This is a genomic window from Puerhibacterium sp. TATVAM-FAB25 (assembly GCF_046535855.1).
Lineage (GTDB): Bacteria > Actinomycetota > Actinomycetes > Actinomycetales > Cellulomonadaceae > Puerhibacterium > Puerhibacterium variabilis_A.
Map to the genome: position 1 here is coordinate 134,751 of NZ_JAXUAK010000002.1, position 14,338 is coordinate 149,088.

14 protein-coding genes are annotated in these 14,338 nt (G+C 71.9%); 4 read left to right on the forward strand and 10 right to left on the reverse strand.

The window, feature by feature from the left end; genetic code table 11:
- The first annotated feature begins 63 nt into the window (after positions 1 to 63).
- Both U5M74_RS02945 and U5M74_RS02950 read left to right on the forward strand, forming a co-directional pair.
- The gene (locus U5M74_RS02945; protein WP_410906014.1) at positions 64 to 1,017 is read left to right on the forward strand and encodes an alpha/beta fold hydrolase; all 954 of its coding nucleotides are present in this window, start codon (positions 64 to 66) and stop codon (positions 1,015 to 1,017) included.
- Positions 1,018 to 1,125: 108 nt separating this feature from the next.
- Positions 1,126 to 2,037: an alpha/beta fold hydrolase gene (locus U5M74_RS02950; RefSeq protein WP_410906016.1), complete on the forward strand. Its 912-nt coding sequence runs from the start codon at positions 1,126 to 1,128 to the stop codon at positions 2,035 to 2,037.
- Between the two features lie 695 nt (positions 2,038 to 2,732).
- Here the strand turns inward: U5M74_RS02950 and U5M74_RS02955 are convergent.
- The 9 genes from U5M74_RS02955 to U5M74_RS02995 form a co-directional block, all read right to left on the reverse strand.
- Positions 2,733 to 4,130 (reverse strand): AMP-binding protein, encoded by a 1,398-nt coding sequence (locus U5M74_RS02955; RefSeq protein WP_410906018.1) that lies wholly within the window; start codon positions 4,128 to 4,130, stop codon positions 2,733 to 2,735.
- A complete protein-coding gene (locus tag U5M74_RS02960; RefSeq protein ID WP_410906020.1) occupies positions 4,117 to 5,298 on the reverse strand; it encodes an MSMEG_0565 family glycosyltransferase in 1,182 nt (393 codons plus the stop codon). The genes U5M74_RS02955 and U5M74_RS02960 overlap by 14 nt, the downstream gene beginning before the upstream one ends.
- Before the next feature lie 17 nt (positions 5,299 to 5,315).
- A complete protein-coding gene (locus tag U5M74_RS02965) occupies positions 5,316 to 6,185 on the reverse strand; it encodes a carbon-nitrogen hydrolase family protein (protein ID WP_410906022.1) in 870 nt (289 codons plus the stop codon).
- A 25-nt stretch (positions 6,186 to 6,210) separates the two neighbouring features.
- Positions 6,211 to 7,518 (reverse strand): MSMEG_0569 family flavin-dependent oxidoreductase, encoded by a 1,308-nt coding sequence (locus U5M74_RS02970; RefSeq protein ID WP_410906024.1) that lies wholly within the window; start codon positions 7,516 to 7,518, stop codon positions 6,211 to 6,213.
- Entirely contained in the window at positions 7,515 to 7,856 is a 342-nt protein-coding gene (locus U5M74_RS02975; RefSeq protein WP_410906026.1) for an MSMEG_0570 family nitrogen starvation response protein, read from the reverse strand. The genes U5M74_RS02970 and U5M74_RS02975 overlap by 4 nt, the downstream gene beginning before the upstream one ends.
- Positions 7,849 to 8,751: a carbon-nitrogen hydrolase family protein gene (locus U5M74_RS02980; protein WP_410906028.1), complete on the reverse strand. Its 903-nt coding sequence runs from the start codon at positions 8,749 to 8,751 to the stop codon at positions 7,849 to 7,851. The genes U5M74_RS02975 and U5M74_RS02980 overlap by 8 nt, the downstream gene beginning before the upstream one ends.
- Positions 8,752 to 8,761: 10 nt before the next feature.
- Positions 8,762 to 9,283, reverse strand: coding sequence for an MSMEG_0572/Sll0783 family nitrogen starvation response protein (locus U5M74_RS02985; protein WP_410906030.1), 522 nt, complete (start codon positions 9,281 to 9,283; stop codon positions 8,762 to 8,764).
- A gap of 88 nt (positions 9,284 to 9,371) precedes the next feature.
- On the reverse strand, positions 9,372 to 10,835 hold the full coding sequence (locus tag U5M74_RS02990) for an MSMEG_0567/sll0787 family protein (RefSeq protein ID WP_410906031.1): 1,464 nt from the start codon (positions 10,833 to 10,835) through the stop codon (positions 9,372 to 9,374).
- A 1-nt stretch (position 10,836) separates the two neighbouring features.
- Positions 10,837 to 11,904, reverse strand: coding sequence for an MSMEG_0568 family radical SAM protein (locus U5M74_RS02995; RefSeq protein ID WP_410906033.1), 1,068 nt, complete (start codon positions 11,902 to 11,904; stop codon positions 10,837 to 10,839).
- 253 nt (positions 11,905 to 12,157) lie between these two features.
- Here U5M74_RS02995 and U5M74_RS03000 point away from each other — a divergent pair, with 253 nt between their 5' ends.
- Together U5M74_RS03000 and U5M74_RS03005 are read left to right on the forward strand one after the other, a co-directional pair.
- On the forward strand, positions 12,158 to 12,400 hold the full coding sequence (locus tag U5M74_RS03000; RefSeq protein ID WP_410906035.1) for a CopG family transcriptional regulator: 243 nt from the start codon (positions 12,158 to 12,160) through the stop codon (positions 12,398 to 12,400).
- A gap of 318 nt (positions 12,401 to 12,718) precedes the next feature.
- Positions 12,719 to 13,561: a hypothetical protein gene (locus U5M74_RS03005; protein ID WP_410906037.1), complete on the forward strand. Its 843-nt coding sequence runs from the start codon at positions 12,719 to 12,721 to the stop codon at positions 13,559 to 13,561.
- Between the two features lie 311 nt (positions 13,562 to 13,872).
- Here the strand turns inward: U5M74_RS03005 and U5M74_RS03010 are convergent, their stop codons facing one another.
- A complete protein-coding gene (locus tag U5M74_RS03010; RefSeq protein ID WP_410906039.1) occupies positions 13,873 to 14,316 on the reverse strand; it encodes a hypothetical protein in 444 nt (147 codons plus the stop codon).
- Positions 14,317 to 14,338 lie beyond the last annotated feature (22 nt).

Here is a 14,338-nt window from a genome sequence, read left to right on the forward strand (position 1 = left end):
CCGCCGCACAGGTCCACTACAAACGCAGTGGACCTGTCACTACGTTCGTAGTACCGTCGCTACATGGACCACTCCGCGAGCCGCGCGGGCGGGGCCGCGGCACTCTCCGAAGTCCTCGCCGTGCCGACGCTCGACGGCGTGCGGCACGAGTTCGTCCAGGTGGGCGACCTGCGGATGCACGTCGCCCTCGCAGGACCTACGGACCCGACCGCGGCGTCGGGCGCCACGCCGGTGCTGCTGCTGCACGGGTTCCCCGAGCACTGGTGGCAGTGGCGGGCGGTCATCCCGCTCCTGGCCACCGACCGTCGCGTGATCTGTCCGGACCTGCGGGGCTGCGGCTGGACCGATGCGCCGCGTGACGGGTACGACATCGCGACGCAGGTGGCCGACGTCGTCGGGCTCCTCGACGCGTTCGACCTGCAGCGGGTGCACTTGGTGGGGCACGAGTGCGGCGCGCTCGTCGCCCTACGTCTGGCGCTGGACCAGCCGGAACGCGTCGCCAGTGTGGTCAGCATGACCGTGCCACATCTGTGGATCCGGTGGAGCCCCCGGCTGCTGGCGACGCTGCGCAAGGTCTGGTTCGACCCGCTGCTGGCGATACCGGGGCTGGGGCCGTTGCTGCTCTCGCGCGGACGGCAGCGCCTGCCGCGCTACCTGATGACCAGCCACCTGCAAGTCCCCGATGCGATCGGCCCGCACGACGAGGAGCTCTACCTCGAGCGGCTGCGGGACCCTGCTCGGGCGCGAGCCTCGGTGGCGGTCCACCGCGACCTGGTCATGCGGCAACTGCGGAGCATCCTGCGCGGTGCCTACACCGATCGTCGGCTCGAGGTGCCAACCGTCGCGCTGCTCGGGGCCGGCGACTCCCTCTCCGACGCTCGCCTGCTCGGCGGGTACGAGGGACACGCCGCCGAGCTCACGATCGAGATTCTCGAGGACGCCGGGCACTTCTTGCCCGAGGAGCGCCCCGAGCGCGTCGCCGACGCGGCGCGCAGCCTGTTCGCTCGCGCCGCCTAGCGCAGCACAGTCCCGAGATCGGACTACTTGGTCGACGTCCAGACATGGACGTCTTGCCCCGCACACATCCACGGGCACGCATCACCCGTCGCGACGAAGGAGTTCGTCATGGACGCCGCGAGAACCTCCCCGACCGACTCCGGACGAGCCGTGCAGTGGATACCACCGCTGCCCGAGGCCCCCGGTTTTGACCACCTCGTCGTCGAGACGCCCGGCCTGCGCACACACGTCGCAGCCATCGGCGAAGGCGACCCAGCTGTGCTGCTGCACGGCTTTCCCCATCACTGGTGGCAATGGCACGCCATCGCCCCGGCGATCGCCGCACACGGCTACCGCGTCCTGTGCCCCGACCTGCGCGGCGCAGGCTGGACCGAGGCCGACGACCCCCGCATCGAGCGCGAGACCCGGTTGCGCGACCTGCTCTCCCTGTTTGACGTCCTAGGGATCGAGAGCACCCATCTCGTCAGCCACGCCATGGGCGCCATCACCGCGATGCAGCTGACCTATGACCACCCCGAGCGAGTGCGGACGGCCGTGCAGCTTGCGGTGTGGCCCGGCTTCGTGAAGTTCAGCCCGAAGCTCTTCCCGGCCTTCCAGAACCTGCCCCCGTACATCTGGCACCGCCCCGGCGCCTCGCTGCGCGGCACCTTCTCCGAGCGGTACGTTGCGCGCCCCATCTCGGAGGCAACCGTCGACGCCCACCTCACCCCGATGCACAGACCTGAGATCGACGCCGCGGTGCGCCGCCTCACCCGCGGCATGGTCCTCCCCGAGGCCACGCGCATCATGCGCGGCGTCTACCGCCGCCGCCGGCGGCTCACGGTACCGACGCTCGTCGTGTTCGGCCGCCGTGACTACCCCACGACGGAGGAGCTGATGGGACGCATCTGCCGCGATCCCGAGCGGTTCGCCGACCGCGTCGAGTTCGCCTACGTGGACGGCGCCGCGCACTTCGTCACCGACGACACCCCCGCCGAGATTGCCGACCTCTCGCTCGACTGGTTCGACCGCGCCGCATAGCCGACGGTTGGCATCGTGCCTAGGTGGTGAGTCGCGCGACCGGTGTCGCAGTGGACGACCTCTTGTCTCCTGACTTCACCAGGCCGACGATTGCCACAACGGCTGCCACACGACGCACCTTGCCGACGCAAATGCCATGCACATCAGACGCAGATCGGGGTTACCCAACCTCATCCAGGAGGTGCCCTGACCTGCGGTGATGCGCGAGGAGGAGCGATGCATCGCGGTCTACTACGACATCTGACCCCTAGGGTTTTTCGACCCTGACGACACCGCCGAAACGGCGGCTGACCTGCACAAACACCTTTCGGGGTTTGGCAGCGTCAGTCGCCGTTTCGCGTTCTCGTGTGGGATTTTTGTGGGATCTTCTGCCTCGGGCAACAACTCTGCGTCCCTGCGCGCCGGGCCGTCGACAGGACAGCAAGCGATGCGCACAGCCGGCCAGCTCGCACTGAGACGCGCGAGCGCACGGTCAGACGCCCGGCTCGCGATCAGCAAGTGGTCGCCGGTCATTCGATGCACCGACGAGCCGGCCGTGAGCGATCACTGACTTCCTGCGGCCGCGATCCGCGTGACCGTCGCGGCGCTCGACGACGAACGATCGGCGACGTTCGCCAAGGATCTCGCCGACACGTCGGCATCGCTGGGGACCTGACCCGTCGGGACCCCGCGTGCCCGGCCGCCCAGCCGCGGCGTTACCGCGGCCCGGCGAAGGACCGGCGGCGCACCTTTCCGGCGTCGTCGCGTACCGGCTCCCGGACTATCCGGACGCGAGCCGGGCGTCGCGGGCGGTCGAGCACTGTCGCGGCGAAGGCGCGCAGCGTCTCTGCGTCCACGTCGGCGTCCCCGATGTCGACTACGGCCTCGATGCGTTGGCCGTGCACGTCGTCCGGGACGCCGAAGGCCACGGCCGACCGCACGGACGGGTGCTGCTCGAGCACACGCTCGACCTCGACCGGGTAGACCTTCTCCCCGCCTCGGATGATGACGTCGTCGTCGCGGTCGGTGATCCAGAGGTAGCCGTCGGCGTCGAGGTGTCCGACGTCGCCGAGCGTGTCCCACCCGTCGTGGGTGCGTCGGGTCGGCGCCCCGAGGTACCGGTAGGTCGAGGAGTCGCCGCGTCGCATCCAGACGAGCCCTGCCTCGCCCGGCTCGGCCTCGGTGCCGTCGGCACGCTGCACGCGGATCTGGGTGCCGCCGATGGGCCGCCCGACGCTGCCGGGCCTGCGCAGCCACTCGTCACCGCGGATCATCGTCAGCCCGTTGGACTCCGACCCGGCGTACACCTCGACCACGCGGTCGGCGCCGACCCAGGCGAGGAAGCGCCGCTTGAGCTCCGGCGGGCACGGGGCACCGAGGTGCAGCAGCGTCTCGAGCGACTCGAGGCGGTCGGCGCCGCGCTCGGTCTCTGGGAGGCGCAGGAGCCGGTGCATCATCGTGGGCACGACCAGGCTCCACGTGACCCGGTGCCGCTCGACCGCGTCGAGCCAGGCGTGTTCGTCGAACCGCGGCAGGAGCACGAGCCGGTGCCCGGTGAGCAGTCCGCGGAAGGCGTAGGTGAAGGGGGCCGAGTGGGTCAGCGGCCCGCTGACGAGCTGGGTGCCGCGCAGTGGTAGGAACGCGGCGACGGGGGCGTCCGGGTCGAGCAGTGCCGGCGCGGTGGCGACCACGACCTTCGGGCGACCGGTGCTGCCGGAGGACGTGGGCGCCTTCCACGAGCGCGCCCAGGCATCGGGCAGAGTGCTGTCGTCGAGATCCGCGCCGGGTGCGTGGCCTTGGGTCAGCACGGGCACGCCGTCGACGGCCAGGCCGATGGTGAGCGCGGGGTGCGCGGTTGCCACGACCGCTCGCTGCTCGTCCGGCGTCAGGCCCCGCGACACGGGTTGCGGCGTCGCGCCGGCCTTCCAGATGGCGACGCAGACGATCAACATCTCGAAGCCGTTGGGCAGCGACACCGTCACGAGGTCGTTCCTGTGCACACCCCGGGCCAGCAGCTCGCGCGCGTATCGGTTGCTCGCGCGCTCGAGTGCGTCGGCCGTCAGGATGTGCGGCCCCATGACCGCGACGACGCGGTCCGGGTCAGCGTGCGCCAACCGGGTGACGATCCGCGAGATCGACTGCCGCGCCACCGTCGCCTCCCTCCCGCAGGACGTGCTCGTAGAACCGCTCGTGCGCCGCGGCGGCGCCGTCCCAGGAGTGGCGCTCCGCCAGCGCCCGTCCTGCGGCGGCGTCGGCGCCCGACCTGCCGTCGACCGCCGAGGCGAGGGCCGCCGCGATCGAGGGGACGTCGTGCGCGTACCGCACGCAGTCGCCGAAGACCTCCCGGGTGACGGGAAGGTCCCGGGCCACCACGGGCACCCCGGCAGCTAAGGCCTCCATCGCCGCCAGCCCGAAGCCTTCCTTCGTGGACACCATGCCCAGCGCCGATGCCGCGGCGACCAGAGGCGGGACGTCGTCGTCGTCGAGGGTGCCCAGGATGACCGGCTCGATCCCGAGCTCGGCGGCGCGCTCCTCGAACCGGGCGCGGTAGGGGCGATAGTCGAAGAGGGTCTCGCCGCCGCCGAACACCAGCGACAGGTCCGGGTGGCCGCGGCGCAGCCGCGCGAAGGCCTCGAGCAGGTCGATGGACCCCTTGCGCGGTTCGATGCCGCCGAGAGCAAGGACGTAGGGGCCGAGCCGGTCTCGCCAGGCGTTGCGCGCCGGCGTTCCGGCAGGCGAGGCGGCGCGCGCGAACCGCGCCGCGTCGACCCCGTTCGGGATGACGGTTGGCTCGAGCCGGTAGGCCTCGCCGACTTCATGGGCGACCGCCTGGGAGACGCACAGCCGGGCGACGGGCTCGCTGATCGCCAGGCGATGGCACTCCACCAGGCCTGGAGTGGTGAACTCGTCCAGGTGGTGGATCGTGCGCACGCACCGGGCCCCGGCGGCCACGACGGCGTTGGCGGAGATGCAGTCCTGGGCGTGGACGACGTCGAACGCGGGTCCGCGCTCCGAGCGGAAGGCCTCCTGGAAGGCGGCGCTCATGGTCTGGATGGAGCGTTCGATCCGCTCGCCGACCGTCTCGTCCTCGCGCGCCTCGAACGGCACCACGCGTACCTGGACGGCGGGATCGACGGGGCGGAAGAACGCCTGGTCCCCGCCGCGCCCGAGCGTCCAGACGGTCACCTCGTGACCGCGTCGCGCCAGGGCCTCCGCCAGGGCGAGGGTGTGCACCACTCCCCCGCGCGGCTTGGTCGAGTAGGTGATCTGGGCGATGCGCACGCGCGGCCTCCGGTGTGTCAGGCGTCGGTGAGCGCGCCGAGGGCGTAGGAGCCGACGACGCGGTCTCGTAGGTGGTTCATGGTGCGACGGGCACGGGCGACGTCCGACTCGACGTCGGCGGTGGCGACAGCGAGCCCACCCTTGGCCCAGGTCTTGGCGAGGATCTCGCCGGCGGGGTCGACGACCTTCGCCTGCCCGAGGAACCGCAGGTCCCCCAGCACACCGGTCTGGTTGGACGAGACCAGGTACAGCTGGTTCTCCGCGGCCCGCGCGCAGTCGTACAGGTCGAACAGGTGGGCCTGCCGGTCGTTGCGGATGCGGTCGGAGCGGTCGGTCACGCTGGCCGGCCAGGCGCTCAGGCAGGCGAGCACCACGGCGCCGTCGAGCGCGAGCGTCCGCGCCGCCTCCGGGAACGTCTTGTCGAAGTCGATGAGCATGCCCAGCCGCCCGAGCGGGGTGTCGAAGGCGGCGAACGAGCCTCCGGCGCGGTAGGCCTCGTTCTCCGCCAGCGGCAGGTGCACCTTGCGGTGCACCCCGAGCACCCCGTCACCGTGCACGGCGACCGCCGTGTTGTACCGGACCTCGAGGCCCTCCTCGATGGCCCGCTCGGCGATGCCGAAGCAGACCACCATGTCGCCGGCCATGCGGGCGATGGCGGCCACCTCCGGCCCGTCGAGGTCGACAACCGGCGGCAGCGCCTCCGCGCCCGGTCCGTCGGTCGGGTGGTACAGGTCGTGCAGGTACCCGCCGATGGTGGCGTCGGGTAGCACCAAGAGGTCGACGCCGCGTCCGCGGGCCTGCTCGACGATGCCGGGCAGCTTGGCGAGGGTGCGGTCGATGTCACGTCCGAAGTGAGCAGCGACCGCACCCATCGTCATCGTGGACATGGCGCCCAGGGTATGCGCAGCGCTCTCACGCGCCGCCCGCCGCGGCGGTCGCGAGCGCGACGGTCGGACCCTCCCACGCGCCGGCCAGGCGGTGGGTGGCGAGGGCTCCGGCGAGGTGCGCGGCGTCGTCCGCCACCCCGTGGAAGCGGCCCGAGCCCCACGTGTGCAGCCAGGGCAGCCCCAGGAACGCCAGCCCCGGGACGGGGCTGAGCCCGCGCACGTGGCGCGGGTGGCCCTCCTCGTCCAGGACGTCCGGCGCGTGCGGGCCGAGCCACGACCAGTCGGCCCGGAAGCCCACGGACCACACGACCGCGCCGATCTCGTCCAAGGGCAGTCGTTCCGGCTGGGTCGGCGGGCGCCACACCGGGGCGTACCGCTCCTCGTGCGGCGCGTCGATGCCGTGCGCGTCGATGTACCGGTCGATGTCGTTCTTGATGGACTCGGCCACCGAGTCGGCGTGGTCCAGGTCCGCCTCGAGCGTCGGCGCGAACGTGATCGCGCCGCCGACCTCGACGCCGGTGGCGCGCCCGTACAGGTGCATGCCTCGGCGGGCGAAGTCGCGCAGGTCGATGTCCCGCCCGCCGTCGCGCCCGGTCACGTAGTGGTTGGTCGACTCCCGCTTGGCCAGCCCGCGAGTCGCCACCGGGATGTCGTACACGCCCATCTCGGCCAGCCACGTCATACAGTCCTTGCCGCGGTAGCGGCGTGCCACGCGCGGCGCGCGGCCGGCGGCGAGGTGGACCTCGCGGCCGGCGAGGAACAGGTCCTCGGCGATCTGCGTGCCGGACTGCCCGGTGCCGACCACGAGGACCGGCCCGTCCGGCAGCTGGTCGGCGTTGCGGTAGGTGTGGGAGTGGATCTGCGCGATGCGGTCGGGCAGGCCGGACGCCCACGCCGGCACCACCGGTCGGTGGTACCCGCCGACCGCGGCGACCACCGCGTCCGCGGTGATCGTCCCGGCCGTGGTCGTCACGACGAACCCGGCGCTCTCCCTCGGGGCGAGGTGGGTGACCGCCACGCCCTCGGCGACCGGGGCGTCGAACGAGTCCGCGTAGCGGCGTACCCACGCGTAGACCTCGTCGCGTTTCATGAAGCCGTCGGGGTCGGGTCCGTCGTACGGGTAGCCCGGCAGACGGCAGTGCCAGTTCGGGGTGACGAGGGTGAACGCGTCCCAGCGCCCGTCGCGCCACTCGTGCGCGACGGTGTCCCGCTCCAGCACGAGATGGTCCACGCCCGCCGCTACCAGGTGGTGGGACAGCGACAGGCCGGCCTGTCCGCCACCGACGACGACGACCTCGTGGTGGGCCCCGTCCACGACACCGGCGCGGATCATGCGGCACCTCCCGGGGTCGCGCCGGCCGTGCCCGGCGCCGGGGACGCGGCGGGCAGCGGCGGGGCCATCCGCAGCACCTGCACCTCGCCGTCGCCCGCGTACCGGGCGGCGACGTCGCGGATCTCGGCCTCCTGCGCCATGGCGGAGGTGCAGGCTACGCCGTACCGGGCACGCACTCGCTCGCTCGCCTGGCCCAGCGCGCGGGCGGACCGCTCGACGAACTCGCTCACGGGGTAGCGGGCGCCGACCTCGAGGTGGTCCCACATGACCAGGCTGGGCGAGTAGCAGACGGTGTCGGTGCCGTCGGGCCAGCGCACCTCGAACGTCATCTCAGGCATGGGCCAGCTCCCGCCACCCTTGGGCCTGCGGGGAGTCCGACGCGGTCACCGGGCCGTAGGCGTCCGGCCGGCGGTCGCGCAGGTGGAACATGCCGCCCCGCATGGTGCGGAAGGTGCCCTCGACGTCGATCTCGGCCACGGCCAGCCCGGCGCCCAGGAGCGTGGTGGCCAGCACGTTGCCGCCCGGGTCCACGACCTTGGCGTTGCCGACGTACCGCAGCGACCCGAAGGTGCCCGACTGGTTCGAGGCGATCCAGAAGACCTGGTTGTCGAGCGCCCGGGCGGTGTCGAACAGGTTGAACCGGTAGGTCCACCGGTCGTCCTGGAGGTTCTCAGCGGTCGCGGTGCGCGCGGCCGGCCATGCCGACAGCGACACCACGATCTCCGCCCCGTCGAGCGCTAGCACCCGAGCGGCCTCCGGGAACGCCTTGTCGTAGCAGATCTGCAGGCCGATCCGGCCCAGCGGGGTGTCGAACGCGTGGTAGCCCGGTCCGGCCGCGTAGGACATGGCCTCGCCCAGCGGCTGGTGCACCTTGCGGTAGGAGCCGTAGATCCGCTGCCCGTCGAGGCAGACGGCGGCGTTGTAGCGGGTTTCGCCGTCGTCGTCGAGCTCGCAGAACCCGATGACGACGACGGTCTCGCCGGCCAGCTCCTGGACGTGGCGGAGCTCGGGGCCGTCGAGGCGGATCGCCGGCGGCAGGGAGCGGGTGGTGGTGCGCACGGTGTCCCCGTGGTTGCCGAGCGACGAGAGGTACCCGCCGATCGACGCCTCGGGGAAGGCGACCAGCTGGGCTCCCTGGGCCCGCGCGTCCTCGAGCAGCTGCTCGATCAGCGCGTAGTTCTGCTCCAGGTCGCGTGTGAAGTTCGCCGAGACGGCGGCGACGGTGATGCTCACGACGGCGCTCCTACAGGTTGTAGGTGGAGTTGATGATGGCGCCCTTGCGGGCGTAGTGGATCAGGGCGTCCTGGACGTCCAGCGGGTGGGCGGGGATCACCCCGGCGATGAGGTCCTCCTCGCGCATGCCGTGCAGCGCCATGCCGAACCGGCAGCAGAAGACGGTGCCGCCCTCGGCGATGAACGTCTCCAGCGAGCCGTTCATGTTCAGCTCGCCCGGGAAGCCGGAGTCGCCCGTGGTGGGGAAGCCGCGGTTGGCCGCGCAGGCCAGCGCGCCCGGGCCGTAGAAGTAGATGGCCGACTCGAAGCCCTTCCGCAGCGCGCGCGTGGCCTGCAGGATCGCCACGAAGCTCACCGACGACTCGTGCGGGATGCCGTGGATGAGCGTGAAGTACGACTCCCCGTTCTCCGCCTTGTAGTCGGGGAAGATCTTGGTGGAGCCGTACAGGTTCGTGCCCTTGGGCAGCGACGGGTGCGGGATCTCCGCGAGCGACGCCTCGATGTTGGCCTGGATCTGCTCGTCGAAAGCCATGCTTCGTGCTCCTTCTGTGAGGGGTCGTGCAGGACTGGGTCGCGCCGGGGACGGCCCGGCGGGTTTGGGGAAGGGACGTGGAAGGTGGTCAGGCGGCGACCGGGCCCGTTGCGGCGCCGAGGCCGGTGGCCGGGTCGGGGACGGCATCGGTGACGACGCCGTCGGGCCAGCGCAGGCGCACCCCCGGCTCGGCGGTCAACCGACCGCACTCGGCCGAGACCGCGAGGCCGCCGACGGCGGCCGGCATGCGGGACTGGCCCGGGGCGTCCGCGGTGAGCATCGCGAAGCCGGGAAAACAGGTCAGCCAGTCGCCCGTCGCGGCCGCCGACGGGGTCGGCACGTGCGCCACCTCGATGACGGCTCCCGTGCCCGAGGCCTCGGCGAGCATCGCGGTCGTCCCGACGACGCCGGCCATGGACACGTCCTTGGCTGCGCGAGGGGCCGCGGTCGCGACGGCGCCGGCCAGGTGGCGCAGCTCGGCGGAAGTGCGCGCGGACGTCGAGTCCCACTGGCGGCCCTCGAACCCGCGCCGCCAGCGCCCGGTGAGGTCGGCCGTCAGGGACAGCGCGTCACCCGGCCGCCCCCCGCCGCCCGGGACCGGACGGTCGGTGCGGCCGAGGGCCGTGACGGACAGCGCGGCCGGCACTCCGAGCTGGGTGTGGCCTCCCAGCACCGGCACGCCCCAGGCCTGGGCCGCGCTGTGCAGGCCGTTCATCACCCGGCGGGCGAACGACAGGGTCGGCCCACCGAGGGCGTCCAGGAGCCCGACCGGCCGGGCCCCCATTGCGGCAAGGTCGTTGACGTTGACCAGCACGGCGCACCAGCCGGCCCACTCGGGGTCCCGGTTCAGCAGGGCCGGCAAGATTGCGTCGCACGCGGCGACCACGTCCGTGCCGGGCACCGGCGCGCCGTCGTCGCCGACGAACCCGGCGCCACCAAGCGTCCCGCCGGGCACCAGGGTGCCGGCGTCCTGGAGCAGCGGGCCGACCAGCGCGGCCAGCGCCGCCTTGGTCGAGGCCACCAGCCCGGCGATCCGCGTGACCGGCCAGCGCATGCGCACGTGCGGCGCTCCCTGCACGTCGCACGTCTCCCACGCCTGCCAGCCGAGCCGCTCGAACAGGATGCGGTTGGGGGCCTGAACCGTCGCCTCGAACCGCAAGACGCCAAGCTCTGCGGCCCGAGCACATGCCGCGCGGACCAGCGCCGCGCCGATCCCCCCGGCATGCCGCGCCGATCGCGCCACGACGAGACGGCTCCCGGTCCACCAGCCGATGTCGCGGCCTGCGGCGTCCAGCGCCTCGGGTGCCGGGGCGAGGCGGACGCCTCCCAGCACGCGGTCCTCGCCGTCGACCGCGACCAGCACCTCGGCGCGGGGGTCGTCATCGACGCGGTCGAGGTCGTCACCGGCGAACAGGCCCTGCTCGCCGACGAAGACATCGCGCCGCAGCGCGCGGTAGGCAGCCACGTGCCGAGGCTCGGCCGGGCGGACGGTCCACGGCTGGGGCGCGCGCGGCTCGACCGCGGCGCCGGTGAGGGTGGGAACGTCGAGCATGTCAGCCCCCGACCGCGGCCAGCGCGCTGCACGCCCCGCAGGCGGCGCAGCCGGCGGCCTGATCGGCGCCGCGCATCCCCGCAGTCCGCAGCAGCACCCCCACCCGGCGGGTGATGTCCGCGACGACGCCGCGGTGCGGCGCCGGCACGTGATCGACGTCAGTGGCGAGCGTGCCGGCAAGAGGCCGGAACGGGACCACGAACGGGTACACACCCATCTCGATGAGCTCACCGGCCGCCGCAACGAGCTCGTCGGGGTCCTCACCGAGGCCGACCAGCAGGTAGGTGGAGACCTGGTTGCGGCCGAAGACGCGCACGGCCTCACGCCACGCCGCTCGGTACTCGTCGAGCGAGACGGTCGACTTGCCCGGCATCCACCGGCGGCGCACCTCGTCATCCATGGACTCGACGTGGATGCCGATCGACCGGGCGCCGGCCTCGTACAGGTCGGTGATCGCCTGCAGGTCCGCGGGCGGCTCGCACTGCACCTGAATCTGCAGCTCGGGCACCGCCTTCTTCACGGCGCGGACGCAGCGGGCCAGGTGCTTGGCCCCGCGATCCCAGCCGTTCGAGGTACCGGTGGTCATCACCATCTGCGAGACCCCGTCGAGGTCCCGCGCGGCCCGCGCCACCTCGGCGAGCATCGCCGGCGTCTTGACCGCGACGGTGGTGCCGGACCGCAGCGAGGACTCGATCGCACAGAACCGGCAGCGCTCGCTCTCGTCGTAGCGCACGCAGGTCTGCACCACGGTGGTCGCGAGGACGTCGCGGCCGTGCAGCTTCGCGATCTTGTCGTACGAGGTCCCGTCCGCGGTGGTCAGGTCGTAGAATCGCGGACGGGTGACCGGCTCCACGTCCATCCCGAGGTCTGCACCATCGAGCGTCAGGCGACCCTGGCGCACGAGGTACGGGCTGTCGGGGTTGAGCGGGATCGCGGCCCCCGCACCGCCGATGACGAAGTGTCCGTCGTCGCTCGGCCCCGCGCCGCCGTTGCGGCGGACCGGAGCGTCGCTGCGCACGCCGAGGAGGGCAAGGCTCACTCGGGTCGAGAGCTGGTCGGTGGGCGACATGGCTCAAGTAGAAGCGCCCGTTTTTTCCGAATGGTTTCTGGCGGAATAAGAATGTGTGACAGCGATCACGGCTGGCCAGAGGACCCTCCATGTCACGCGCGGGGTTTCGCTGTCCAGAATGGCCTTGGAGTCCATCGCGGCAGGACGCGACGCGCTGCGAACGCGCTTGGCACGCTATACCTATCCACGGCGTGAGCCGCTCGGCCGCGATTCCGACTGGGCCGCACGCCTACCGGGTGGCCATACTCGACGAGTGAGGACGACGATCTCAGTCGCGGCCACGAAGCTCGAGCGGTTCGACCGCGTGGCCGCCCAGCACGGGATGAGCCGCTCGCAGTTTTACCTGCGCGCGGCAAGGCGCCTCGCCAACCACCTCGAACGCAACGACGCCCTCACCGCCCAGGCGAACGCCGGGATTCAGCGCGCCGGCCAACCGTCGGGATTCCTCTTCCTCCGTGCATCCGAGGGCGCGATCTCAAGCACGGACACGTTCTGAGCACAGAGTCCGGGCTCGAACCGGCGACCTGCTCATTGCCGTGGAGCTGGTCTGCCGTCTGATTTCTCGGGCCGGACCACCGTCGTTGCTGGCGTTAGGCACACACTGCTGGCTCCCCCGTGATGTCCAATGAGTTCTGCGGCGGTCGCGCTACCCGCGCGGCGATGCCCCGGTCGCGTCGTGCCGGGCCACTAGCGTGCGGGGCGTGACGATCTCGACGCTGGGCCGGCTGGAAGCGGTGGCACCGCGGGAGGGCGGCCGCATGAGGCGGCCGACCTGACCCCGTGGCTGCTGGACAACCCCGAGGAGCTGTCCTCGGTGCTGGGGATGGACCTCGAGCTCGAGGCGGCCGAGCACCCGGTCGGTGGGTTCAGCCGCGACCTGTTGGGCCGCGACCGGGTCACCGGCGAGCGGGTCATCGTCGAGAACCAGCTCGAGGGCTCCGACCACGGCCACCTCGGGCAGATCCTCACCTATGCCGCCGGGACCAACGCGACGAACGTCGTGTGGCTCGCCACGAGCTTTCGCCCCGAGCACCGGGCCGCCCTGGAGTGGTTGAACGAACGCACGAATGCCAGCACACGGTTCTTCGCCGTCCAGCTCCAAGTCGTGCGCATCGGGTCCTCCCCCGCCGCGCCCCTGCTGACGCTCGTGGTGCGGCCCAACGACTGGGAGAAGGTCGTGCGCGCCTCGACCAGCCCGGCCCGCCGCCGCGGCGAGGAGGACCTGTTCGCCGAGCTCGAGCGGGTCGGCCAGACGGAGCTCATCGAGCCGGTGCGCCAGCTGCTGCACGCCCACCTGGCCCTGGGCGATGCCGCCTCCCTGTACTGGGGCGAAGGGCGCCAGCCCTCGGTCACCGCGGTGCTCACCGGGACGCGCGTGACGCTGCAGCCGTGGACCGTCTCGTTCATCAGCGGGCAGGCGGCGCTGTCGGTCAACTACGAGTACGTCTACAAGGCGGGCAAGGGCCTGACCGGGGATCCGATGTCGGCGTTCGCCCAGGCAGTACAGGAGCTCACGGGGGTGCGTGCGGTCAGCGGTGACGCCGAGGCGCTGGACTGGCGCCGTCGCCCCTCGGTACCCGCCGGCCCCGCTCTCGCCGGCGGCGGTGTCGACGTCCTGACCCTCGCTGTCGCCACCGCGCATGCCGCCATCGCCTGACGGCTGGACACGCGCCCTTCGCCCGGCGTCGCCGTCGGGTGTCAGAGCGCGGCGAGCCGGCACGCTCACTGGCGTAGCGACCTACCCCGCGCAAGCCAAGTTCGACCGTCGAGCACCTCGCCTAACCAGAACGGCTCCACTGTGTGCCATCAGCACCGCGCCCGGGAGGGGACGGCGAAGCGGCGCGACAATCGGCGTCAGCTGCATGCGCGGTCCCCGACACCGGCCCCCGATCCGACCCAGGTGTCGGCCAGGGGCCTCCGAGCGGCGAGCGAGCATAGCGACGTCGGCGCAGCGAGCGCGGCCGCGGTTTAGCCGTTCACGGTTCTGGCGCGTCGGAGGGCCTCGTTGTACCTGCGGGCCGCCCACACCGCGTCTTGCAAGCGGCGCATAGCCGTAGCGAGAGTCGTGCCGTTGTCGCGTCGTGTTACGTCGAATGCGGAGACGTCTTCGCCGAGCTCTTCGTACGGGTTCTCCAAGGCGAGCGCGATGTCGTTGCCTACCGCCTCGATCTCCGTGCGCACCCGTGCAAGCAGGCGGTCAGCACGCTGTAGCCGCTGGGCAAGCCCCTTCTCCAAAGCTGCAATGACCTGGTGATAGGTCGGCACGGCATCCTCACGCACGTAGGTATGACCGCGTTCCGAGCGGACTGACCCGCCAAGCAAGTTCTCCTCAAACAGCATTGCTAGCGTGGTCGTCTCAATACCGCACGCCCGGGCCGCCTCTGAAAGCTTTAGCGTCGCCACGTCCCCCATGAGTCTGCAAGGTAGCCGATGA